Source organism: Paenibacillus sp. sgz302190 (genome assembly GCF_059820445.1).
In genome coordinates this window covers 329,651-353,298 of the sequence record NZ_JBZYAO010000003.1, presented here as the reverse complement: position 1 = coordinate 353,298, position 23,648 = coordinate 329,651, and the positions used below count along the sequence as shown (strand labels likewise).

Sequence of the window (23,648 nt, the reverse complement as noted above, 5' to 3'; positions counted from 1 at the left end):
GCCATGGTTGAAAAATTCACTTAAAATTTCAGCCAGTCCGGGGTAATTTGGTTGAGCCACAGCGTGATCTGCGTCATTTTGCCCGTGTAGAGCAGAACGGCGATCACAATCATGATCCCCCCGCCGATTTTCATAATCGTATTGGAGTACCGCAAAATCCATCGCGTAGAGCCGATGAAAAACGACAGCACGAAGAACGGGATGGCGAAGCCGAGCGAATAAGCCGTCGTCATTTGGAACCAGGCCCCCGGTTCCGTCGTCGCCAAGGCAAGAATGGCCGAAAGAATCGGCCCTACACACGGGGACCACCCGGCTGCAAAGCCCATTCCAATAAGGACGGAGCCCGCATAGCCTGCCGGACGAAAGCGGATTTGCAGCTTGCGCTCTTTAAGCAGCCACTGCGGCTGAAAAATACCGAGCAGGAACAGGCCCATGACAAAAATGAGAATGGCGGCAATTTGCCGCAGCAAATCGCGGTAATCGAGAAAAAAATTGCCCAAAAATCCGGCCGTCAAACCGAGCGCATAAAAAATAATCGAAAAACCGACGATAAAACTTAACGTATGAAGCATCGTCTGACGCCTGGCGGCGGCCGAGGATTGGCCTGCTTTCAGCTCGCTGACCGAAATGCCTGTTATGTATGAAAGATAGGACGGATACAGCGGCAAACAGCAGGGCGAAATAAAAGAGGCGATGCCGGCCCACAGGGCGATCCACAGATTAACGGAATCCATGTCAGCTCCTTAACCCCCTTCGCAAAATAGTTCCGATAAGCAGAACGATCAAAGTCAGTACAACCGTGCCCCCTGGAGCAAGATCCCACACCCCGGCGACGACAAGGCCGATAATGACGGCAATTTCCGAAAAAATGACCGCGAGCACGACTGAATGCTTGAAGCTGCGGGCGATCAGTAAGCTGCAGGCGACCGGAATCGTCAGCAGCGACGACACGAGCAGCGCGCCGACGATTTTAATCGCAACGGAAATAACAAGCGCTGTCAGCATAGTGATCATCATATTGTAAAAGCGCAGCGGCAGCCCGCTGACACTGGCCGCATCCTCGTCAAAAAACATCAAAAACAGCTCCTTGAAGTGGAACGCAATGACCCCGACGACGATCAGGCATACGATAAAAACAACCCACATGTCCGTTGAATCGAGCGTATAAATGCTTCCGAACAAATAGCTCATCACATTCATATTAAACCCTTTGCCGAGCGTAAACAACAGCGTCGCCAGCGCGACTCCGCCCGACATGATGATCGCGATCGACAGCTCGGCGTACGTTTTGTACGCTTTGCGGAGCCGCTCAATGGCAAAGGAGGCGATAAGCGCAAAAACCAACCCGACCCCAAGCGGATATATGTTGATTAAAAAGCCGAGCGCGACCCCGGCGATGGACACGTGCGCGAGCGTGTCGCCGATCATGGAAAGCCTGCGTAGCACAAGAAAAACGCCCATCAGAGGCGCAGTAAGCCCGATCAAAATGCCTCCGATCAAAGCTCTTTGAAAAAAATATTCCGAAAAAATATCCAAACCGTTCGCTCCTTACTGGGCTCCGATCATCTCGCGGATTTGGCCGATGGAGTGAGTCAGGTTCGTCTCGCGGCAATCCTCGGGATCATGGGTATGCTTTACGTAAAATTTGATGCCACCGCTCACCTGCTGCGGCTCGGAGCCCAGGTAAGACTGCATCATCTCCATATCGTGCGACACCATTATGAATGTCATATGGTGATGCTGGTGCATGTGGCGGATCATGCGGAAAAAGCCGGCCTGCGTTTCCGCATCGATCCCGACCGTCGGCTCATCCAGGATGAGCAGCTCGGGATTGTTCACGATCGCGCGCGCGAGGAAAGCGCGCTGCTGCTGTCCGCCGGACAGCTGGCCGATGCGGCGGTCCGCCAAATCCTCGATGCGCAGGGCGAGCATGGCATCTTCGGCTTTTTGCGCGTCCGCTTTCGTCAGACGGCGGTAGATCCGCTTTTTGTTGTACAACCCGGACAAAACAATTTCCCGGACTGTTGCCGGGAACAACGGGTTGAACGCGTTTTTTTGCGGGACGTAGCCGATCCGGTCCCAGTCGGTAAACCGGCCGAGCGGCTCGCCGAACAGCCGGATCTCCCCCTGCGTCGGCTTCAGCAGGCCGACCAGCATCTTGAGGAGCGTCGTTTTGCCCGCGCCGTTGGAGCCGATAACCCCAACGAAATCCCGCTCCAGAACGTCAAACCGGAGCTCTTGGATAACCTTTTTATGCTCATAAGAAAAAGCGATCTGATCCATTGCTACGATACTGCGGTGGCAAGGCTGAATTCCGCTGTTCTCCATCCTTTTTACCCCTATCTTCACTTGAATGAAAGCATGCTATATACCTATTGTAAAGCTTTCACAAGATTTTTCAAATTTTCGTCCATCACCGAAATATAGTCCTTGCCCGCTTTAGCCTGCTCCTCGGTCAATCCTTCCAGCGGGTTCAGCACCATCGTGCCGATGCCTGCATCTTTGGCCAACGTTTTCGCCAATTTATCGGAAACAAGCTCTTCAAAAAATATATATTTCAGGTTGTGCGCTTTTAAATACTCGTTCATTTTTTTCAAATCCTGGGCGGTCGGCTCGGAATCCGGCGATAGCCCCATAATCGCCATTTGCGTCAGCCCGTAGTCGCGGCATAAATAAGCAAAAGCCTGGTGCGACACCGCGATCTCCTTTTTCGGAACCTGGGAAAGCTCTTTTTTGTATCTGGCATCCAGGTCCGCGAGCTTGGCGGCATATTTGGCGTAATTTTGCTCGTACTCCGTCTTGTGTGCCGGATCGGCCGCGATAAGCGCTTCTTTTATATGCTCGGCCATTTTGCCTGCATTCAACGGGCTCAGCCAGACGTGCGGGTCGAATTGTTCCTTGCTATCGGACGTTTGAATCAAATCGGCTCCTTGGCTGGCTTCGACAACCTTCAAAGATGAATTTGCAGGAAGGCTCTCCAAGAAATCCTTCACCCAGCCCTCAAAGCCTGCGCCTTGATAAACAAAAACTTGCGCCTTCGTCATATTTTGCAAATCGCGGCTCTTGGGAGACCAATCGTGCGGCTCTACCCCTGCCGGAACGAGATTTATCACATTGACGTAGTCCCCGCCGATATTGCGCGTAAAATCGTACAACGGATAAAAGCTGGTGACCACGTTAACCTTGCCTTCCACCAACCCGGCTTTGTCCGTCGCGTTGCCGCAGCCTGCCAATAAAATAGTAAACAAAGCGAAAATCGTCATGTAAAAAATAGTGCGCCTGCGCATGATGAAACTCCCTTCAAGACCGCTCGTCTAAATCGTAATTTTTTTTATTAACGAACTTGATTATACGAGCAGGCTTTTCGGTTGTCAATATCAAACAGAGCAAAAAAACCACCCTGCCGTCGCAGCGTGGTACAGATCATGACGCGGTGCTGCGCTGCATGACGGCGGTCGGTCGACCGCATACGCACCGCGCTGGGAACAATAAAACGCTTCGCTAGCCGCTGCCGGATTGGCCTCCGCCGCTTTGGGAATCGCCGTCCCCGCTCTTCGACTGGCCTCCTCCGCCTTTTTTCTTCGATGCGCCCTTGCCTTCCCCTTCTTTTTTGGATGGTTTTTCGCTTTGTTCCTTCAGCTTCTTGTACCGTTCTTCGGCTTGCTGCTGGACCTTTTTGTCCTGCTCCGTCTGATACTGCTTCATCTCTTTGTACATGTCGTACTGCCTCTTTAATTCCTGATCAATGACGCTTCCCTTACCTGAGCTTTGCTCCTTTTGCTGGCCTTGGTCCTGCTGCTTGTTGCCGCCTTGCGAGTTGCCCATGCCGCAGGCCGTGAACAAAAGCAAGCACGCGGCAGTCCATGCGATTTTTGCCACAGTTCGAGCTTTCATAAGAGGTCACTCCGTCAGTCTTTTTCCTTTAACATGCCCAAAGTTAAAGCAAAAAACCCCATGCCGCTTGAAATCCGGCATGGGGGTGCGCTTTGCTATTTGACGATGGCGCCGTTCGGCATGCTGTCCGGAACGGTTGCCAGCGTCAGTTGATCGCCTTGCGAAGCGGCGAGAATCATCCCTTGCGACAGCTCGCCGCGCAGCTTGGCGGGCTTCAAATTCGTGACGCAAATCACTTTGCGTCCAACCAGATCCTCGGGCGAGTAAAACTTCGCAATGCCCGAGACGACTTGCCGCTGCTCGTACCCGAGATCGAGCTGCAGCTTCAAGAGCTTATCCGCGCCCTTCACAGGCTCGGCCGCAATCACCTGCGCGACGCGCAGCTCGACCTTGGCGAAATCGTCGATGCCGATTTCCTCCTTCGGCTCCAGCGCGGGCTGAACCGCGGCAGCGGCTGCAGGCGCTGCCTCTTCAGGCTGGGCGGTGCTGGCTGCGGCGCCGCCTCCCATGGCCTGGACGATATAGCCGATTTCCGGCTCCACGTCCAGCCGAGGGAACATCGGCTCTCCCTTCTGCACCTGCGTGCCGGAAGGGAGAAGCCCAAAGCTCTGCACGCTCTCCCACGAAGTGAGACGCGGCAGGTCTTCCGCAGCGATGCCCAGCTGCTGCCAGATAAGCTGCGGCGCCTTCGTCAGGAAGGGGCGCAGCAGCACGGACGAAATGCGCTGGGACTCAGCCAGCACATACATAACCGAGCCGAGCTTCTCACGGCTCTCCTCGCTTTTGGCCATCGACCACGGCTGCGTCTCGTCGATGTACTTGTTCGTGCGGCCGATCAGCTGCCACACGACCGACAGCGCAATGGAGAACTCCATTTTCTCCATTGCGTCCTCGTACTTCGCTACCGTTGCCTTGACAGTCTCAAGGAGACTTTCATCAAACTCGGTAGCGCCAGGCACATACGCGGGAATCTTGCCCTCAAAATACTTATCGATCATCGCGATCGTACGGTTCAGCAGATTCCCCAGATCATTGGCGAGGTCATGATTGACCCGCTCGACAAAGCTCTCCGGCGTAAACGTGCCGTCCGCCCCAAAAGGAACCTCGCGCATCAAATAATAGCGCAGCGCATCAAGACCGTAGCGGTCGATCAGCGTAACCGGATCGACCACATTGCCCTTGGATTTGGACATTTTGCCGTCCTTCATCAACAGCCACCCGTGCGCAAAAACCTTTTTCGGCAGCGGCAAATCAAGCGCCATCAACATAATCGGCCAATAAATCGTATGGAAACGCACAATCTCCTTGCTCATTAGATGAACATCCGCAGGCCAGTAATGTTGAAATTTGCTTTCGTCCTCCGAACCGTACCCAAGCGCAGTAATGTAATTGGACAACGCATCGATCCAAACATAAATAACATGCTTAGGATCGCCGGGCACCTTAATGCCCCAGTCAAAAGTCGTCCGGGAAACAGCCAGATCCTCTAACCCCGGCTTAATAAAATTGTTCAGCATTTCATTCTTGCGCGACTCAGGCTGAATGAAATCAGGATTCTCTTCATAATATTGAACCAAGCGGTCCGCGTACTTGCTCATCCGGAAAAAATACGTTTCTTCCTTCATTTTCTCCACAGGACGGCCGCAATCCGGGCACTTCCCATCCACCAGCTTGCTCTCCGGGAAAAAAGTTTCACAAGGCACACAATACCAGCCTTCATATTCGCCTAAATAAATGTCGCCCTGTTCCAGCAGCCTTGAAAAAATTTTGCCAACCGCCTTCGTATGCCGCTCCTCCGTTGTCCGGATAAAATCATCATACGAAATGTCCAGCTTGGCCCAAAGTTCCTTAATGCCCTTAACGATCTGATCGACGAAAAGCTGCGGAGTAATGCCCTTTTCCTGCGCCTTGCGCTCAATCTTTTGACCGTGCTCGTCCGTACCCGTTAAATACATGACGTCAAAACCCCGCAGTCTTTTGTAACGGGCCATGACATCCCCAGCCACCGTTGAATACGCATGTCCGATATGCAGCTTGTCGCTCGGATAATAGATCGGCGTCGTGATGTAAAAAGTCGGTCGTGAATTCGACATAACAAAAAACCTCCTGGAAAATATTCAAAACATGACAAAAAACCCTCATCCTTCTTGGGACGAGAGCTGCACTCACGCGGTACCACCCAGTTTCCCCCGTCTTTCACAAGAGCGGGGCTCAGTAAGTCAATGCGACTTGCCCATTAACGCTGGGACACGAAGCCAGCTCACTCCTCTACACATTCCGTAAAGGCAGCTCGAAGGCTTATTCTCCGGGACCATCTTCCAAACATCGTCCTATACCGGCTTTCACCTGACCCGGCTCTCTGTTCATAGGCATCCGCCTGTACTTATCCGTTCATCGAATTCCATATGTTATCCTTAAGGAAAATATATCGAAAAGTAAAGCCCCATGTCAAGCCGATTGCTGAGAATTAGGTGCAGGAGGTACATGGTCGATTCCGCCAGGATGAAAAGGATGGCATTTGCAGAGCCGCTTAACCGTCAACCAGGACCCTTTCAACGCGCCGTGAACTTCAAGAGCCTCAAGGGCATACTCCGAACAGGTCGGATAAAACCGGCAGGAAGGCGGCGTCAAAGGCGAAATAAATTTGCGATAAAACCGAACCGGAAGCTGCAGCGCCTTTCTCATTGGGCGACCCTCCCTTCTCAAAACAATCATGATTGACCTCTCGCTCTATCATGACTGAAAAAGAACAGTTCGTCAACGTACCGCCTAATTCGCCGATCGCAGCATACGTTCTATGAAGGACATTGATAGCACTTTAAGAAAACGGGATAAAGAGCCGCAGTTATAAAAGCCTTCAGCCAATCCCTGAATGCAAAAGACGCAGAGTAAGTCCCTTCAGCAGCATTGCCGCTTTCCAAAAATTGTTTATACTTTGTCGGTAACTGGGCATGTACCTTGTTATTGCGAACAGCCGCGCTATACTTCCTGTTGATCCTCTGCAATATGTGTGCCGTTCGAGCATCCGGCTGTACGCCGGCTTTATGTGGAACCTGATCAGCGGGGACGATCACCTCCAGGTCGCTTTCTTCAAGATTATCTATCTCCGACTCGATGCTCTCCTTATGACTTCTTTCCATCCGGTTTCTCTCTTGAAGCCGGCTTTCCCAAACAGACTGCTTGTTGAGCGCAAAATAAATCTTTTGCAACAGCAGCCGGGCGCTTCGATAATTGATTCCCAATATTTCAGCAAGCGAACTTGCGGAATATTCCTTCTGATCGTGAATGAGCAATTGTATAGCGCGAAACCAAGTTAGTAGAGGGAGCTTAGACTTGTGCATGATCGTCCCCGCTGTCAGCGAAACTTGCATCCTGCAGTCGGAACATTCAAGCAAACTGCGGGTCCGAACCGTATAAGCGTTATCGAAATCGCACCGCGGGCAGCAAAAACCAGACGACCAACGAATCTTCATCAAAAAATTTTCGCATTCCTCTTCCGTATCAAAATGACAGGATTGAATATCATAAAGATTCATCTGCTTCACCGCCCTGAATACAAACATTTGTTCCCATTTATTATAGCACACATACGTTCGCATTTAAAGCTTTTTTTGAATTTTTTTGCGGCACGACGTTGTTAACCACTCCTCCCTCATCATTTGAAGACGTCCTATCTTGATGATAGCTCTTCTGTCGTAACTACAAAAGATTATTGTACTTTGAAAACTCAAACCATCCTCCTATTTTCAATGTCGTATGAACATAGTGCGTTATTAAGCGAAAAAACTAAAACCCAAATGCCTTAAAGGGCTACTCCTGTTGATATCTTTGGATTGCCCTCTTGTAAATGTCACATTTGCTTGTTGCCTGCCTAGTTAATCCGTTGCTATACCGCACTCCCGGTGCTTCTTCTAGATGCCGCACGTGTTACTGTAATCACTATGTTGCCTTTCTGATTGCTCCTCTGTAATAACTACATACCATTACTCCTTCTGATTGCCTCTTGCAATATTGCACTTACAATGTTGTCTTTCTGGTTGCTCCTCTGCGATATTGCATTCCCATTGCTTCGTATGCTTGCCTCTTGCGACATTGCCACTTACAATGTTGCCTTCTGAATACTCCATTGTAATTACTGCATTCTCAATGATCAATTGCCTCATGTGTTATTACACTCGCAATATTGCCTTCCCGATTACTCTTCTGTGATACTTGATTCCCATTTACTTCCTCTGATTTCCCCATGCGATATTGTACTTACAATGTTACCTTCCTCTTGCTTCATTGTGTTACTGCATTCTCAATGCTTAATTGCCTCATGTGTTATTGTACTCACAATGTTGGCTTCCTGATTACTCCATTGCGATAATGCATTCTCAATGATCAATTGCCTCATGTGTTGTTGCTTTTCTGATGCTCCATTGTGATACTGTTTTCTTAACGCTCAATTGCCTCATGTGTTATTGCACTGGCATTGTTGCTTTCCTGTTACTCCATTGCGATACTGTATTCTTAATGCTCAATTGCCTCATGTGTTATTGCAATTGCCTTGGTTTACCTGCCTAATTGTTCCACTACGTTACTGCACTACTGATACTCTTTCTGATTGCCCTCTCGAGATGTTCTACTCGCAATGTTTACCTCTTATTGAACCTCTCTGATGATGCAATTGTGATGTTGACCTCAACAATTGCGCTTTGGGATGTTGCATTTTCTGACCACCCTTGTCGTGATTCCCTGCAAAGAGGGGTAGTATTTTGCACTTATCTCAGAATGGATAAAATCACATTATACGACCCTTTCGGAAGGAGGTCCTCTTGAGGTTGTACTCATGGTAAGGCCCAGCTTGGGGATTAGAGCTTACTTTGTACTTATTCCAGAATATATGAAATTTAAATTTGCACATATCACAGAATGCACGAGATCTAAAATACACGGACCCTCGGGGAGGGCCGATCATGGTGTGATTTTCGTCTGTGGTAGTACTCCGCTGCGTCATGCAGAATTTTTTGCACATATCTCAGAATGCATGAAAAATCAAATGTGTGACCCTCTAATTGGGAGGCCATGGCCATCTTTTGGACTTGCCAGTTGCGATGGCGGTCTGCTAAGGAAAGTGGTATTTGGGCCTGCGCTCGTGGTGATATCCCGCTGTACATAGTTTTTCGTAGAATGCGTGAAATTAAAGGACGGTTTCGGACGCATGCGTGTGGGGTTGGTTTTAGGCTGCCTAGGAGGCTGCGGTTCTAAGTGGAGGGTTTGTTTGATGATGTCGGGCGGGTGGATTTAGAAGTATGGTGAGTCCAAGGCTGAATGATCGATTGATATGGCCTTGGACTTATTTTTTGGGATGATAGGGGGTTAGTACGTTCTGCCGTTAATAAGTTGGCTGATGAGTCCGGCTGTTTCTTCGATGGCTTTGTTGGTTACGTCGATGATTTCGCAGTTTAGTTGTTTCATCAAACTGGCGGCAAAACCGAGTTCTTCGTTGATTCTTTGTAAGGTGGCGTATTGCGAGCTGCCGGGCAGGCCGACGGTTTTGAGGCGTTCCTGACGGATTTGCAGTATGTATTCGGCATCCATGGTGAGGCCGATGATGCGGTGGCTTGGAATTTTGAACAGTTCCGCGGGCGGTTTGACTTCGGGTACTAGCGGCAGGTTTGCGGATTTGATGCCTTTGTGGGCCAAGTATATGCTGAGCGGTGTTTTGGACGTTCGTGATACTCCGATGAGCACGACTTCGGCTTCCAGCATGCCCCTCGTATCTTTGCCGTCGTCATATTTGACGGCGAATTCAATGGCCTCCACTCTGCGGAAATAATCGGCGTCCATTTCGTGCAGCAGCCCCGGTTTTCGTTTGGGCGAATCGCCGTAAGTGTCTATGAACGCCTGCAGCATCGGTCCCATGATGTCGACAGCGCGAACGCCCAGGCGGTATGCTTCGGCTTTCATTAATTCCCTCAGTTCCGGCTGCACGAGCGTGTAGGCGACAAAACCTCCTGCCGCGGCAGCTTCGTTGAGCATTTGGCGGATCTCGGTTTCCTGACTGACGTGGCTGAACCTTTTTATTTTGACCTGTTCTGCGTTAAATTGGCGTATGGTTGCTTTGGCTACGGCATCTGCTGTTTCACCGATGGAGTCGGAGCAAACAAATAAATGCTGCTGTTCGTACATAATGACCTCCTCTGCTTTTCCAATTGTGCTTTTATCTATCTCTATGAACTTACTATAGTAAATATTTACCTGGAAAGCAAAAAACCTTCGTCTTGAAATAACCAGACAAAGGTTTGAGGCAGCTTAATATTGCAGGATAAGCACGGCTTTTGCCGCAAGTGACACGGTGCTTGAAACTTCGTTGCCGGACAATAGATCAACGGCCTGCATGGCGCCCAGTTCCACCTCGACTTCACCGCTGTTATGGTTCATGACAAACAGATATGATTTACCGTCTTTGTCTCTTTGGGAAATCTCGACTCCAGGGACAGGAGCGATCGGTGCTTTGATGTTTTTGGCGCTGCACAGGTTCGCCATCAGCCCTTGCAGGAATGCCGCATCCGGACTGGTCGCCACGTACCATGCTTGCCCTTGGCCGAATTTATTGACTGTCAGGACGGGCATTCCCTTATAGAAGTCGCTTCCGTAGACTGCTTTCACTTCCGCTCCTTCGGAATGGATCAGGTCGCACAAGGTGGTGCAGGTGTAAGTGCCGTTCAACGCGCCCCATTCCTGCTTCATGACGATTTGATTGCTTTGATCCGGGAATAGCGCATCGATTTCTTCAGCCCATATGCCCAGCACGCTGCGCAGTTCCCCGGGGTATCCGCCGGTTGTGACGATATCGTTCTCGTTGACGATGCCGCTGAAGAAGGTCGTGACGAAGGTACCGCCGGCTTTTACAAACTCCTCGATCCGTTTTGCGTATCCGGGCTTCACCATGTACAGTACAGGGGCGATGACGATATCGTATTTGGTTAGGTCAGCGTCGATGCCAATGAGGTCGGTCTGGATGTTTTGCCGAAACAAAGCGTCGTAGTATTTGTGCACTTCATCCACATATTTCAAGGCGACGGTCGGCCCGCTGGAAAGCTCTACGGCCCACCGATTTTCCCAATCGTATACGATCGCGACGCGCGCATTTACTCTTGAATCGAGCAGATTGCCGGACAAATTTTGCAGTTCTTTGCCCAGTTCGGAGCATTCGCGGAAAACGCGGGTGTTTTCGTGGCCTACATGTTCGATTACGGCCCCATGATATTTCTCGCAGGCTCCGATTGATCTGCGAAGCTGGAAAAACAATACGGTATCCGCTCCCCGCGCCACGGCTTGATAACTCCAGAGCTTCATAACGCCCGGCCGTTTCAGCGAGTTGTAGGGCTGCCAATTTTGCTGGCTTGGCGTTTGCTCCATTAACATAAACGGTTGGCCGTTTTTGAGCCCTCTCATTAAATCGTGAACCATGGCGGTCAAGCTGAACGGCGTATCCAGTGACGGGTAATTGTCCCAGGAAACAATGTCTATGTGCTTCGCCCATTTAAAGTAATCCAATTCTTTGTACGTGCCCATCAAATTGGTTGTGACGGGAATGTTCGGGGTATGTTTTTTAATGGCGTCGTACTCCAATTTGTAGCAATCCAGCAGGCTGTCCGACATAAAGCGGCGGTAATCCAGTGAAATGCCCTGGAAGTAAGTGCGGTCTCCGGCCCACTCTTCTGAAAGCGCATTCGGAGAAACGATCTCATCCCACTCATAAAAGGTATGGCCCCAAAAACGCGTGTTCCAGACTTTGTTCAGCTTTGCCAAGTTTCCGTAACGCGCCTGCAGCCAATTCCTGAATTCCCGAGCGCAGTTATCGCAGTAGCAGTAGCCGCCATATTCGTTCGATACGTGCCAGATCAACAAGGCCGGGTGATCTTTGTAGCGTTCGGCCAACTTTGAAGCAATGGCTGCAGCGTACTTGCGGTACGTCGGACTGCTGGGGCAAGAATTATGGCGTCCGCCGAATTTCCGTTTGCGGCCTTCAAAATCTACCCGCAGCACATCGGGATATTTTTTGGCCATCCATGCGGGATGGGCCCCCGTGCTTGTAGCAAGGCAAACGTACGTACCGTTTTGGTGCAGCCGATCCATGATTTCATCCAGCCAAGCAAAATCGTACGTATCCTCATTAGGCTGCGAAAGCGCCCACGAAAATACGTTAATAGTGGCTACATCTATTCCCGCCAGCTTAAACATACGCAAATCTTCGTCCATCACGGACGGTTCCCACTGCTCCGGATTGTAGTCTCCGCCATACCAAATTTTCGGCAGTTTTTCGTTAATCATCCTGCACGCTCCTTAACCGCTTGAATGCATGAAATATAAGAATATAACCATTGTATTGGATTATTCACGCGCTTAAAATATAATATTTTTACGTGTATATATAAAAAAATGGAACAGGATGCTGCATGTATGCATAAAAGGTTCGTTTTGACGCCTTCGGCGGATCAGGCTTATCCGCTTTTTATTGAAAGCATCGGGCATCACGAGGATCAGGAAAAGATGGTCAGGGACGATGGCTACTCTTGCTTCCACTGGCTGCAAACGTTCTCGGGAGAGGGTGAGATCTGGACGGGAGGAAAATCGTTTCGTCTGAGCAAAGGATGCGGGTTTCTGCTCCCACCGGGCGTCGGTCATGCCTACTGGGCGGTTTCGGATACGTGGTGTACGGAGTATGTGACTTTCGGAGGACATTTGGCCGAGAGCATGTTGAATATGCTGGAGCTGCATCAAGCCGCTTTTTTTCGTTGGGAAGCGGCGTCGCCGCTGGAAACTGCGGTGGGAACGATTTTGTCCTACGCGGAGGCCGGTACGGAGTATACCGGGTATGACGCTTCCGCTGATTTGTACCGGTTTCTCATCCTGCTCAAAAAGCACGGTCAAGTCAATAACCGCGCTTCTTTGAGCAGCCAGCTCCTCAGTCTTCAGCCGCTGCTCGACTGGCTGGAGCTGAACTATGCCAATCCCGACACCGGGCTTGAAGAAATGGCCGGGGTGCTGGGCGTCACTCCCCGGCGCATGAGCACGCTGTTTCAACACGCCTTCGGCTCATCGCCATATTCGTATTTAATTTTGCTGCGGCTCCGCAAATCCAAGGAGCTGCTGCTGAACAGGCAGAGCTTGACGGTAAAAACCGTTGCGGAGCTGGCCGGGTTTCGGGATGCGAGCCATTTTGTCGCGAGCTTCCGCAAGCATGTCGGGCTGACGCCGGAAAAGTTCCGTCAGCTGAATTGAACCGCGCGCGTCAGGTGGCCGTGCGGGAGAGGCTGCGCCGCACGTCATCGACCGCCAGCGTCGACGTGCGGATCGTATTCCGATGCGGAGCGGAGGGCCACTTGGCGTCCAAGTGGTACTCCTGCANTGAATTGAACCGCGCGCGTCAGGTGGCCGTGCGGGAGAGGCTGCGCCGCACGTCATCGACCGCCAGCGTCGACGTGCGGATCGTATTCCGATGCGGAGCGGAGGGCCACTTGGCGTCCAAGTGGTACTCCTGCAGCGCATCGGTGTCTTTGAGCAGATGGCCCGTCAGCACGCAGACGGCCGTTTCGTCACGGTCCGCGACGCCTTCGCGGACCAGCTTGCGCAGCCCGGCGAGCGCAGCCGCCGAGGCCGGCTCACAGCCGATGCCGCTGCGGTCGATGACCGCTTTGGCATCGAGGATTTCGGCGTCGCTGACGCTGGCCGTGACGCCGCCGGTCTCTTCCAGCACCCGCCGCGCTTTGCGCCAGCTTGGCGGGCTGCCGATGTTCAGCGCAGAGGCGCGGGTATGCGGCTCGCGCTCGGGCGCGAGCTCCTCCATGGCCTCTGCCATCAGGCGGTGGAAGGGCGACGCCCCTTCCGCCTGTACGACCGCGACGCGCGGCAGCCGCGGGATGAAGCCGAGCTCCTTGAGATCGCGGAGCCCTTTGCCGAGCGCCGACGCGTTGCTCAGCGCTCCGCCCGGCAGCACGATCCAGTCCGGCAGCTGCCAGTCAAGGGATTGGGCAATCTCGTAGACGATGCTTTTTTGCCCCTCGATCCGCAGCGGGTTCACGGAGTTGCACACATATAGCCCTAACGCCTCGGCATGCTTTTCCAAAAAGCGTATGCCATCGTCGTACGTGCCCGTGAAACTGACTACGTCGGCTCCATACGCTAACGTTTGCAGCACTTTATTGTGCGAGATGTCCTTGTCCGGCACAAACACGACGGAACTGCCTCCGCCGAAAGCGGCGTACATCGCCAGCGAAGAGGATGTGTTTCCGGTCGATGTGCACGTAAACCGGGAGTAGCCCAGCGAACGACCGTGCGACACCGCGACGGTCATGCCGTTATCTTTGAACGAGCCGCTCGGATTCTCGCTCTGGGCTTTGAACATCAGCCCTCTGACCCCCGCATAGGCGCGCAGCCCTTCGGAGGCCGGGTACAAACCCGTGTTGCCTTCAAACTTCGTGCAGATCATCGGCTCCGGCAAATCGGGCGCTATAAGCTCCTTGTAGCGCCAAACACCCGATGCGTAAGGCGACATCCGCTCGGCGAGCCGCTCCGCAAACAGCCGTTTCAAGCGCTCCGCATCGACCCTGGCAAAGTTATGCCGCACTTCAAATAACCCGCCGCAAGCGCACAAATATGCAAATTTCCTTTCAGGCAAAACAGCGCCGCATTCCGCGCAAACAAATTCCATTTGGACGACCTCCTGCTTGTGAGCATTCCATTTCACGTTCGTCGCAACAGATTTAGCTCTGCTGCGCCTCGCACTTTACGATGCGAATCCCTTTCTTGGCCCACCTAGCTTCCAGCGATTCGGCCAGCCCGTTCGTCACGATCGTATGAATCGAATCGATGCCGCAAACGTTGTAGACGTCGCGCCGTCCCCAATCGCTCTCGTCCATTAGTACAATGGCGCGGTTCGACTGCCGAATGGCTGTCTGCTTGACCGCCAGGCTCTCCTGCAGCGCCGTCGTCAGCTTGCCGTCCTCCGTAATGCCCGCCGGCTTGAGAAAGCATTTGTCAAAATTGATTTGCTCCAAAGCCTGCAGCGTAAACGGTCCGTAGCATGCTTCGTCCTGCTTGTGCACAGCCCCGCCCAGCGTAATCAGGTTCACCCGCTGAACCAGTGCGGAAAGGGCGTTCACACTGTTCGTAACGATGGTGACGTCCGGCATTTCCGCCAGCTCGTAAAACATGAAATGGGTGTAGCTGGACGATTCGATAAAAACGGTGTCGCCAGGCTCGATGAGCGCCGCCGCCGCTTTGGCGATCGGCTTTTTCCGCTCCGGCTCTCCCCTGTCCTGATAAGGAACAAACCCCGAAACCCGGGCTACCGGCACGGCTCCTCCATGCGCTTTTTGCAGCAGCCCTCTTTTCTCCAAAGCCCGCAGGTCTTTGCGGATCGAGTCTTCCGTCACATGAAAGTGCGCCGCCAGCCGTTTGACCTCGACTCTCCCTTCCTGCTCCAGCAGCGCTATGATTTGGTTGCGGCGCTCCTCGCTGAACAGGGAATGCTGAACTTGTTCGGTCATGCGGTTACCATCCTTTATCACATTTTATCTTTTGTTATTTAATTTTATTATATTTTATTGTTTCGTATTATTCAATAAAAAAAAACCGACCTTCCTACGAGGGAAGCTGTCGGGTTTTGAAATTTCTGGCTATATATAAAACCGGGGTCGAAGCCGCCGAGATGATAAATTTGATGACATACGTAGTTGCAAAAATTTGCAGCCAGACGCCCCAATCGTACAAACCGCTGAAAGCGATGCTGCAAAATACGAGCGAATCGACAAGCTGGCTGATTCCCGTACTGCCGTTGTTGCGGATCCAAAGCTGATTCCGGCCGGGAAACACTTTTTTCAGAAACGTATAAATTCTGACATCAAGAAACTGGCTTACAAAATAAGCCGTCAAACTCCCGAGCGCGATTCGCGGAAGCAGGCCGAATATCGTTTCCAGCGAAGGCTGGCCGACGTCCCCTGCCTGCGGGGTGAACACCATCGCCATCTGCATGATGATCATCGACATGATCAAAGTGAAGAAGCCGAACCAGACCGCTTTTTCGGCATCCTTATCGCCGTACTTTTCATTCAGCAGGTCTGTTGTCAAATAGATGGTTCCATACATCGTGTTGCCTAATGTCATGACGAAGCCGAACATTTCGATCGTTTTGACCACCTGGATGTTGGCCAGAACGGTCGCAACGCCGACCCAGGCGTACAAGCCCTGTTTGCCGAACAATCGGTAGCACACCAAAAACAGCCCGAAGTTGACCAGGACAAAAAGCACGCCCCAAGCAAAATTAAACATCTTTCATTCCTCCTAGTTTTGATAACGCGGGAGTTTTCGAACCGCGGCTCCGCTTTGCGGCAGCGTTGTTGATTATAACACAGATCGTGGAGGCGATGTTAGGCTTTTTTCCGGCCAAAAGCCCCGTAGTATAATAGAAAAACAATGATAATGACGGCGAGGAAAATAAACAGCAGGTTGCTGTAAGGAACGGCTATGTCCAGACCTTGAAACGGATTGATCCGGAAACGGTGCAGGAACCCGTCCAGCAGCTTCGCTACAAGCGCGGTGCCGACTGCGCCGGAAATAAAGCTGACCAGATTGAACAGGCCCATCCCTACCCCTGTTTCTTCAACTTTGAGCGTTAAGGAAACCCGGTTGGCCAACGCTGTTTGAATGAAAGAAAAACCGATATAATTCGGCAGCATAGCGGCCGAGATGAGCCACGGTGAAAGCCCGGCGACAAAGGCGATCGCAAGCAAGCTGACAAAAAGCAGCGTCAGTCCGATGTAGATCACATAATTGTTGCCTTTGCGGTCCGCCAAATTTCCGCCTATCGTGCCAAAAATGACGGCGCTGATCGCCCCCGGAAACAGCACGAGACCGATTGTGCCGGTGCTCAGCCCGTTTAGCTCAGTGAGCATAAGCGGCATGACGAACATAACGCCCATGACGACGTTGAAAATAATAAAACCGATAACGAGGCCGTTGCGAAGCAGTTTGTTGGCAAACAGCGCAGGCTCGATGAACGGATTTGCCGAACGTCTGATGTGAAATATGAACCAGACCAGCACAAGCACGCTGAGCGCTAGATAGTACCACCCCGAGTAGGTTAGAAACAGCATCAAACTCGCGACGATCACGGCAACCATTACGGCTCCGAGTATGTCTACCTTGCCTGTCTTCGACTCCTCGTCAGGCAAAATGCGGCGGAAGAAAGGGATCGATACGAGGGTGAACAGCGGAATCAGGAATAAAAACGTCCAATGATACGTACCGGCAATGAATCCGCCGAGTACCGGGCCGACGCCGACGGCGAAAGATACGGTCGATGTCAGCAAACCGAACACTTTTCCCCGGTCCGAAGGCGCGAAATAGCGGGCCACAAGCACCATAACGAGCGCCGGAATAGCCGAAGCTCCCGCCCCTTGAATCGCTCTCCCCAGAATGACTGTGGGATACCAGAAGTTTAGCGCGAAGCCGATAATCGATCCGGCGTTATAGATGACAACTCCTGTCACGATCAGCTTTTTCAAGCTGTAAATATCCGACAATTTGCCGTAGATGACCGAGCCTAGAGCGAAGAAAATAATGAAGCTCGTCAGCACCCAACTGACACCTGTCGGCGAGACGGCGTACTGCTTGGCGATCTCCGGCGTCGATACGTTGAACACCGTCTCATTCAATACTGCGAAAAAAATCAAGTAAATAATCCAGGGCACCGTTTTCTTTGTATCTACCGATATGGCTTGGTGCTCCATGGAAACAGCTGCAGCTTGCTGCATGGTTCCACCTCCGACTTTTAGTCCTCCGCCATCTTATCATAAAAAGACGAGCAAAAACGAAGGAAAAAATAATTTTAATAAATTGCCGGGACAGCAATTGCATGCAGTCTAATCTGCAAAGTTTACCAGCAACACAACTGTAATAATAAATGTTATAGTTTAATGTGTCAATAGCCGTCTTCCTAAGACGGGCAATTTATCGCATAATGAACAAATGATATCAGATAGAAATGAACAGGAGATTTTTCATGCAAAAGCTGTTGAAGTTTCTCAAGTTGGCCCTTTCCCGGATGATGATTATCGTTCTGCCATTTGTCCTGATGGCGATGGTCGAATACCTCGAACGCGGGACGTTTGAAAACCTTTACAAATGGGCGGTGCATTACCCGCTGGCCATGGCTCTCGCCTATTTTATTACAGCGGCGCTTTATTTGTTTTTGATTGCCGTTACGGGCAGGAGCCGGCTTTCCTTTTGGCTGCTGTGCGCCGTCCTGCTTCCTCTTGCAGCCGTAAGCGGAAGCAAGCTGCATGCGATCGGGGCGCCCTACTATCCGTGGGATCTCGTGTTTCACAATGAGATTGTGGACTACCGCGCATTTTTAAGCGGCTATTTGACTTATCCGATTGTCGGGTCCGTGCTTTGTTTTCTGGCTCTGGTCGCGCTGCTTTTTCATGTGATTTTGCGCAAACGGGCGATCCGGTTCCGTTGGCCGGAGCAAATGGTGTACGCTTTGACCGCTGCCGCGCTAATGACCAGCATTTATGCGGACGGACCTATTCCTTTTTCGAAGCTGTACGGCATCTATACGGTTCCGTGGGATCAGACGATCACGTATGACGAGAACGGATTTCTGCTTTCCACCGTGCAGATGCTCCCTTTTCTGAAAGTGGACAAGCCTTCCGGCTACAATCAAGATGCGATCGAAACGATACTGCGGCAAATTCCGGAAAATAAGGCAAGCGGCGGCAAGCAGCCTAATATTATCGTCATGCTGAGCGAGTCGTTCTGGGATCCTACCGTGATGAAAAACGTCAGCTTCAGCCGGGACCCGATCCCTTTCCTGCACAGTCTGCAAAAAACGTATACGAGCGGCTGGATGCTGTCTCCGCAATTCGGCGGCAGCACCGCCAACGTGGAGTTTGAAGTGCTTTCCGGCAACTCCATGCGCTTTTTCGGCCAATCACCGGATAAAATTTTGCCGTATATTGAGTACATGAACCACGGCGTCGATTCTTTGGCCAGCATCGCGACCAGGCAAGGCTATCACGCTACCGCGATCAATCCTTTTTTCAGCTGGTTTTTCGACAGCAGGAAGGTGTATAAGCATTTCGGGTTTTCCCGTTTTATCAGCAGCGAGTTTTTTCCGAACGATTTCGAGGGACCGAACTACGCCGACCGGGCTGTCGCCCAAAAAATAATCGAAGAGACCGAGAAGAGCCCTGGGCCCGATTTCATTTTTGCCAACACGATGGAAAACCATCATCCTTACAACCCCGGAAAGTTCAGCAAAAATACGATCGAAGTCAGCGGCGACATTACACCGGAGTCCAAAGGCTTGCTGGAGACGTATGCGCAGGGCATCACGGATGCGGACAAATGCCTGCAAACGCTGGTCGACTATTATTCGAAAAAGCCGGAGCCGACCATCCTGCTGTTCTTCGGCGACCATATGCCGTTTCTGGAGGACAACTATAAAGTATACCGCGACGCCAAATATGTGCTGCCGGACGATCCTGAGCTGTATACAAAAACGCATTACACGCCATTCGTGATCTGGAACAACTTTCTCCCGGCCGATCAGGAGAAGCCGGGTCTCAGGCTTAGCCCTTCTTTTCTCGGTCCGCTCGTGCTGCATATGGCCGGCGTGCAGGGCAGCTTTTATACCGACTATTTGTACGGCCTATCGCAAAAAATCCCCGTCATTCCGCCGAAGGAACAGTGGGACGCCTATAAAATCAAAGCCGGCGATCTAAGCGATTACGCGAAGCTGCAGTATGACAATTTGTTCGGTGAGCGCTACGCCTATCAGTCTGCAGGCATTAAGGATACCATCGTCCAGCCGGGTTACACGCTCGGATATGGCGATCCGTCGATCACGAACGTTACGGTGAAGGGCAAAGAGCTGCAAATCGAGGGCACGAATTTCTTCCCTTCATGCAGCGTCTATGTGGACGGAATCGAGCTGAAATCAAGCTTCAACGGCACGAATACGCTGTTTGCGGACATGCCCGACAGCCTGCATCCGGAAAGCGGCGGCACGCATCAGGTCGAAGTCCGCATCATCGACGACAAAAAGATGAAAATCGGCCAATCCAATCTTTATCGGATCGGGCAGTAATGCCGTAAGCCCCCTTGGAATAGGATGTAAACATCCTGATACAAGGGGGCTTTTGCCGTGAAGTGCTTTCTCCCGCTTCCGCAAACGATATTCGCTCCGGCTCACGCGCATTTTTTTATCGCCATTACGTCGACGGACCTGAGTCATCACCATCTGCTGCGCCTCTACACATTCAGCGTCAACGGTACCGACGACGACGGTCATGTGCACCAATACAAAGGCATTTCCGGGATTAAATACGGACATTATCACCAATATTCCGGCATAACCGGTCCCGCCATCCCGCTGCCGGGAGGAAACCACGTTCACAGGATGGAAGGCATCGTCGAACCCAACCTGTATAACACACCCAGACGTGGAGATCTCCAAATATCCGCCCAAAAAGAAGGGCTCATCAATACGCCCCACCGCCATTCGTATTCCGGGGTTTCCGCAAAAGGATTCGGCTATGAGGGCTCGATTTTGCCGTAGCCTGAAAAGTGCTGCGCATGGACGTCCGGTGCTCCCGCGAATAGGAGCGGCCAGCCCGGGCGCAAGGGCACATGGGTGCGCGCCGCAGGTCACGGGCCGAACCCGAGTGCCGAGAACGGCAGGCTTGCCGGGCACAAGGGGCGAGCATTGCTGGGCACAACCAGAGCCTGAGTGCCGGGAAACCGGCAAGCTAGACGGGCACAAGGGGCGAGCGGTGCTGGGCACAAACCGCGCCTGAGTGCCGGGAAACCGGCAGGCTAGCCGGCAATTGAGCTTGGGAGTCCCTCGCAGGTCGAGGGGAAGCTCAAATGCGCAAAAAAACCTGCAATCGCACATCCTTTTGCTCCTCGATGACCTTGGTTCGAAAATTCCTGCAATTGTGCAGGCTTTCCGCCGCGAAAATGGGCTCGGGCTCGTTTTTATCGAAAACTTCTGCACTATCGCAGGCTATTGAACCCACACGCCAAGACCGGTTGCACCAACTGCCTGGTTGCACGAAGAAAACCTGCAAAAGTGCAGTTTTTTGCTCGTTGATACGCAGGCTATGAAAAATTCCTGCAATTGTGCAGGCTTTCCGCCGCGAAAATAGGCTCGGGCTCGTTTTTATCGAACATTCCTGCACAATTGCAGGCTTTTCGCCAAAATGAACCATTTTTATGGAAAAAACCTGCACTTTCGCAGGTTTTTCGGTTCATGCCACAGATCAGCATGGACGGAAGGATATATCATCCACCTGCTGTTATACCGATTTAAGGCGCGTTAGCGGGCTGTAGTGACTATGCGATCATGCTTCCACTGCTGAAAAACGGGGATGCGGGTTACCAAAGGGGCTGCCCATACAGATGAGGTTTGCACACGTTTACGGTTCCCATCGCGCGGATGCACCGTCAGCGTGCGGTGGGGCGGTGGTGGGACCTCAGCTCAGCATACACGGTACGGACTCTCCACACATGGTGCAGCTTTCTGCACGCATGGGCGGTCCCCAGCGCGCGGGTGCGCGGTCAGCGTGCGGTGGACGGTGGAAGTCGGGCTATGTTCTCAAATAAAAAAACCGAGGCTTTGGTCATACCACTCTGCCCTCGGTTTTTTTATTTCTTCTGCTTACGACAATGCTTCTACGCGAATTGACCATGCAAACGCAAAGCTGCCGCCTGCTGCTAGGCCTTGAGCCCCGGACGTTTGCGCCGGATACGGCTCATTGAATACGTTCATGATGCTGGTGTACGGCTCCAGCGACACTGCGTCCGTCCATGGCGCCGAATACAGCACATGGATCGGGAACTTGTCGCCCATGTCGAACACAAGCTTCGTGCCCCGCGCTTCATAGTGAAGCTCGCACGTCTGCGGGCCCGGCGCTATCGCGAGCATCTGCGAGCCGCCGGGGTACTCCGGCAGCTCCGCGACCGCGATGCCGCGCCGGAGCGCTTCGCACAGCGGCGACGGCTCCGGCAGCCCCGTCGCGTAGCCGTCCTCGCTCAGCGGCCACTCCGCCGCGGCGGGGATCAAGACGCGCACTCGCGCGGCCTCCCCCTTCGCGAACGCGAAGTAGGGGTGGAAGCCGAGCGAGAGCGGCATCGCCCGGTCGCTGCGGTTCACGACTTCACCGCTGAGCGACAGCGTACCGTCCAGCAGCCGGTACGTGAACCGAAAGCTGGCGGCGTGCGGAAAGTACGCCAGCATGTCCGGATGCTCCGCGAAGTCCATCTCCGCGGAGACGTACGCCCCGCCGGCCGCGTCCGCGCCGCCGGCGACGACTTTCCACGGCCGCTCGCGCAGCTCGCCGTGGGCATGGTGCGGCTCCCGGTTCCGCGGGAGCCGGTATTCGCGGCCTTCGAATGTGAAGGCCGCATGCTTGACGCGCCCCGGCGGGAACAGGATGGGCACGCCGTAGCGCGAAGACTGGGTGCGAAGCTCTGCCAAAGTGGCCGTCTTCGCGATGTAAGCCTCGTTTCGCACATCGAAGCGAAACAGGTGAAAGCCGACGGCCGGGACGATTTCGGCCTCGGCCCCGGCAGTTCGGTCGACGAGCCGGATCGTCGGCTCGCCGTCCCAGCTGGACGTATGGTATTCATAGCGATTCATCGTTAAAATGCCTCCTTGTATTTATGTTTATATGCCGCTTTTGCCAACCACAGCGGCAAATCGCGACTTCTTTTGATAATACGCATAGACGAGATACGTTCCCGCAATCAGCACGAAAGTCGTCACAAGGCTGCCTTCCGCGCCAAACGATCCGCCGGAAATCAGGGGGCTGCCGGTTCGTTCGAGCCGGATGGCCGATCCCGTCGGCGTACCCGAAACGAGGAAACCGTAAATGTTTCCCTGAAAAAAATTCCATGACACATGCATGCCGACCGGCATCCACAATCCTCCGGACGCTTCCCGGCTGACGCCGAACAGCAAGCCGGCCAGCAGCAGGTTCAGTATCGGCAGCGGCGTGCTCCACATTCCCGGGTTAAAGGAGTGCAGCAAAGCGAATACGAGTGCGGATACCGCTACGCCCGGCGCGGAGCCGAAACGGTTCTTAACGAGCCCCTGCAAGTACCCTCTTGCAAACAGCTCCTCGTTCAATGCCACGCCGATGAATAGCAGAAATCCCCACAGCCATTCTTTTCCCAGGAAATAACTCCATTCGAACGAGGCGAGCCTCACTCCCCGGAACAGCCAGATGAGCGCACAGCTCGCGGTGATGAAAATAAAGCCTGCGGCAAAGCCCTCTCCGATCCTCGTCCAGAACCGGATCGTGGCGAATCCCAGCGGCCAGCCTTTGCGCCTTTCGAATAAGGCGTACGCAGCAAAGACGCCGCCTGCAAAACCGACGAATTGCGCCCACATCGATCCTTGCGCAAACAAAGGATCCTGCATAATCAACTGGGCGATTTGCCAAGACGATTCGGAGCCGCCCATCAAATCGGGCCGCCTGCCAAGGACAACTGCGCCAAGCGCGAAAGCTAGCAGCACTGTGATGATCGTAGCAAAAAGCAGCGTGAGCAGCAATTTCCCCAAAATGGCGAAACAGGAAGCCAGCGGGCTTTTGCGTTCGTCTATTATGTCTCCTCCTCTCCGAATCCTACCAAAAGGAGATTCGAGAATTGGAGGCGATTTCCTGCTTGATGCCTTTTTCAAACTTCACTCTTGT

General features: G+C 52.6%; 20 protein-coding genes. 3 read left to right on the top strand and 17 right to left on the bottom strand.

From position 1 onward, the window contains the following. Positions 1–20: 20 nt before the first annotated feature. From AC6RNO_RS06625 to AC6RNO_RS06580, 10 genes are all read right to left on the bottom strand, one after another. Entirely contained in the window at positions 21–734 is a 714-nt protein-coding gene (locus AC6RNO_RS06625; RefSeq protein ID WP_497105009.1) for a cytochrome c biogenesis protein CcdA, read from the bottom strand. 1 nt (position 735) lies between these two features. Next, positions 736–1,536: a metal ABC transporter permease gene (locus AC6RNO_RS06620; protein WP_497105008.1), complete on the bottom strand. Its 801-nt coding sequence runs from the start codon at positions 1,534–1,536 to the stop codon at positions 736–738. Positions 1,537–1,548: 12 nt separating this feature from the next. Continuing rightward, the gene (locus AC6RNO_RS06615; protein WP_474681599.1) at positions 1,549–2,328 is read right to left on the bottom strand and encodes a metal ABC transporter ATP-binding protein; all 780 of its coding nucleotides are present in this window, start codon (positions 2,326–2,328) and stop codon (positions 1,549–1,551) included. 44 nt (positions 2,329–2,372) lie between these two features. Further along, positions 2,373–3,287 carry a metal ABC transporter solute-binding protein, Zn/Mn family gene (locus AC6RNO_RS06610; RefSeq protein WP_497105007.1) on the bottom strand — a complete coding sequence of 305 codons (915 nt, stop codon included), beginning with the start codon at positions 3,285–3,287 and terminating at the stop codon, positions 2,373–2,375. Positions 3,288–3,501: 214 nt separating this feature from the next. After that, complete coding sequence (locus tag AC6RNO_RS06605; RefSeq protein ID WP_474681601.1) at positions 3,502–3,894, bottom strand: hypothetical protein; 393 nt, start codon at positions 3,892–3,894, stop codon at positions 3,502–3,504. 95 nt (positions 3,895–3,989) lie between these two features. Further along, a complete protein-coding gene (gene metG, locus AC6RNO_RS06600) occupies positions 3,990–5,987 on the bottom strand; it encodes a methionine--tRNA ligase (protein WP_497105006.1) in 1,998 nt (665 codons plus the stop codon). 355 nt (positions 5,988–6,342) lie between these two features. Beyond that, entirely contained in the window at positions 6,343–6,579 is a 237-nt protein-coding gene (gene yidD / locus AC6RNO_RS06595; RefSeq protein WP_474681603.1) for a membrane protein insertion efficiency factor YidD, read from the bottom strand. 110 nt (positions 6,580–6,689) lie between these two features. Then, a complete protein-coding gene (locus AC6RNO_RS06590) occupies positions 6,690–7,430 on the bottom strand; it encodes a transposase (protein WP_497105005.1) in 741 nt (246 codons plus the stop codon). 1,825 nt (positions 7,431–9,255) lie between these two features. Next, positions 9,256–10,068 (bottom strand): pyruvate, phosphate dikinase/phosphoenolpyruvate synthase regulator, encoded by an 813-nt coding sequence (locus AC6RNO_RS06585; protein ID WP_497105004.1) that lies wholly within the window; start codon positions 10,066–10,068, stop codon positions 9,256–9,258. 123 nt (positions 10,069–10,191) lie between these two features. Continuing rightward, positions 10,192–12,216: a beta-galactosidase gene (locus tag AC6RNO_RS06580; protein ID WP_497105003.1), complete on the bottom strand. Its 2,025-nt coding sequence runs from the start codon at positions 12,214–12,216 to the stop codon at positions 10,192–10,194. Positions 12,217–12,345: 129 nt separating this feature from the next. Here AC6RNO_RS06580 and AC6RNO_RS06575 point away from each other — a divergent pair, with 129 nt between their 5' ends. After that, positions 12,346–13,167, top strand: a complete 822-nt coding sequence (locus tag AC6RNO_RS06575) for a helix-turn-helix domain-containing protein (RefSeq protein WP_488436624.1) — start codon at positions 12,346–12,348, stop codon at positions 13,165–13,167. A 145-nt stretch (positions 13,168–13,312) separates the two neighbouring features. Here AC6RNO_RS06575 and thrC read toward each other — a convergent pair whose 3' ends face one another. From thrC to AC6RNO_RS06555, 4 genes are all read right to left on the bottom strand, one after another. Beyond that, a complete protein-coding gene (thrC, locus tag AC6RNO_RS06570) occupies positions 13,313–14,596 on the bottom strand; it encodes a threonine synthase (RefSeq protein ID WP_497105002.1) in 1,284 nt (427 codons plus the stop codon). A 52-nt stretch (positions 14,597–14,648) separates the two neighbouring features. Then, positions 14,649–15,434, bottom strand: coding sequence for a DeoR family transcriptional regulator (locus AC6RNO_RS06565; protein ID WP_497105001.1), 786 nt, complete (start codon positions 15,432–15,434; stop codon positions 14,649–14,651). Between the two features lie 94 nt (positions 15,435–15,528). Beyond that, positions 15,529–16,215 carry a queuosine precursor transporter gene (locus AC6RNO_RS06560; RefSeq protein WP_497105000.1) on the bottom strand — a complete coding sequence of 229 codons (687 nt, stop codon included), beginning with the start codon at positions 16,213–16,215 and terminating at the stop codon, positions 15,529–15,531. A 98-nt stretch (positions 16,216–16,313) separates the two neighbouring features. Further along, positions 16,314–17,699 carry an MFS transporter gene (locus AC6RNO_RS06555; RefSeq protein WP_497104999.1) on the bottom strand — a complete coding sequence of 462 codons (1,386 nt, stop codon included), beginning with the start codon at positions 17,697–17,699 and terminating at the stop codon, positions 16,314–16,316. Positions 17,700–17,947: 248 nt separating this feature from the next. On the opposite strand from AC6RNO_RS06555, the gene AC6RNO_RS06550 reads away from it, so the two are divergent. Next, on the top strand, positions 17,948–20,038 hold the full coding sequence (locus tag AC6RNO_RS06550) for a sulfatase-like hydrolase/transferase (protein WP_497104998.1): 2,091 nt from the start codon (positions 17,948–17,950) through the stop codon (positions 20,036–20,038). Positions 20,039–20,095: 57 nt separating this feature from the next. Next, positions 20,096–20,509 carry a YmaF family protein gene (locus tag AC6RNO_RS06545; RefSeq protein WP_474681613.1) on the top strand — a complete coding sequence of 138 codons (414 nt, stop codon included), beginning with the start codon at positions 20,096–20,098 and terminating at the stop codon, positions 20,507–20,509. Between the two features lie 304 nt (positions 20,510–20,813). Here the strand turns inward: AC6RNO_RS06545 and AC6RNO_RS06540 are convergent, their stop codons facing one another. The 3 genes from AC6RNO_RS06540 to AC6RNO_RS06530 all read right to left on the bottom strand — a co-directional run bounded on the left by AC6RNO_RS06540 (position 20,814) and on the right by AC6RNO_RS06530 (position 23,635). Then, a complete protein-coding gene (locus AC6RNO_RS06540; RefSeq protein WP_497104997.1) occupies positions 20,814–21,161 on the bottom strand; it encodes a hypothetical protein in 348 nt (115 codons plus the stop codon). Between the two features lie 449 nt (positions 21,162–21,610). Next, positions 21,611–22,591 (bottom strand): aldose epimerase family protein, encoded by a 981-nt coding sequence (locus tag AC6RNO_RS06535; RefSeq protein ID WP_497104996.1) that lies wholly within the window; start codon positions 22,589–22,591, stop codon positions 21,611–21,613. A gap of 27 nt (positions 22,592–22,618) precedes the next feature. Then, positions 22,619–23,635, bottom strand: coding sequence for a CPBP family intramembrane glutamic endopeptidase (locus AC6RNO_RS06530; RefSeq protein WP_474681615.1), 1,017 nt, complete (start codon positions 23,633–23,635; stop codon positions 22,619–22,621). Positions 23,636–23,648: the final 13 nt, after the last annotated feature.

Bases quoted from the DNA above. Each gene is read 5' to 3' on its own strand.
- metG (WP_497105006.1), bottom strand. From the start codon at position 5,987: ATGTCGAATTCACGACCGACTTTTTACATCACGACGCCGATCTATTAT.
- AC6RNO_RS06605 (WP_474681601.1), bottom strand. From the start codon at position 3,894: ATGAAAGCTCGAACTGTGGCAAAAATCGCATGGACTGCCGCGTGCTTG.
- AC6RNO_RS06565 (WP_497105001.1), bottom strand. From the start codon at position 15,434: ATGACCGAACAAGTTCAGCATTCCCTGTTCAGCGAGGAGCGCCGCAAC.
- AC6RNO_RS06560 (WP_497105000.1), bottom strand. From the start codon at position 16,215: ATGTTTAATTTTGCTTGGGGCGTGCTTTTTGTCCTGGTCAACTTCGGG.
- thrC (WP_497105002.1), bottom strand. From the start codon at position 14,596: ATGGAATTTGTTTGCGCGGAATGCGGCGCTGTTTTGCCTGAAAGGAAA.
- AC6RNO_RS06535 (WP_497104996.1), bottom strand. From the start codon at position 22,591: ATGAATCGCTATGAATACCATACGTCCAGCTGGGACGGCGAGCCGACG.
- AC6RNO_RS06590 (WP_497105005.1), bottom strand. From the start codon at position 7,430: ATGAATCTTTATGATATTCAATCCTGTCATTTTGATACGGAAGAGGAA.
- AC6RNO_RS06610 (WP_497105007.1), bottom strand. From the start codon at position 3,287: ATGCGCAGGCGCACTATTTTTTACATGACGATTTTCGCTTTGTTTACT.
- AC6RNO_RS06615 (WP_474681599.1), bottom strand. From the start codon at position 2,328: ATGGAGAACAGCGGAATTCAGCCTTGCCACCGCAGTATCGTAGCAATG.
- AC6RNO_RS06550 (WP_497104998.1), top strand. From the start codon at position 17,948: ATGCAAAAGCTGTTGAAGTTTCTCAAGTTGGCCCTTTCCCGGATGATG.
- AC6RNO_RS06575 (WP_488436624.1), top strand. From the start codon at position 12,346: ATGCATAAAAGGTTCGTTTTGACGCCTTCGGCGGATCAGGCTTATCCG.
- AC6RNO_RS06555 (WP_497104999.1), bottom strand. From the start codon at position 17,699: ATGCAGCAAGCTGCAGCTGTTTCCATGGAGCACCAAGCCATATCGGTA.
- AC6RNO_RS06585 (WP_497105004.1), bottom strand. From the start codon at position 10,068: ATGTACGAACAGCAGCATTTATTTGTTTGCTCCGACTCCATCGGTGAA.
- AC6RNO_RS06580 (WP_497105003.1), bottom strand. From the start codon at position 12,216: ATGATTAACGAAAAACTGCCGAAAATTTGGTATGGCGGAGACTACAAT.
- yidD (WP_474681603.1), bottom strand. From the start codon at position 6,579: ATGAGAAAGGCGCTGCAGCTTCCGGTTCGGTTTTATCGCAAATTTATT.
- AC6RNO_RS06540 (WP_497104997.1), bottom strand. From the start codon at position 21,161: ATGGTTCATTTTGGCGAAAAGCCTGCAATTGTGCAGGAATGTTCGATA.
- AC6RNO_RS06625 (WP_497105009.1), bottom strand. From the start codon at position 734: ATGGATTCCGTTAATCTGTGGATCGCCCTGTGGGCCGGCATCGCCTCT.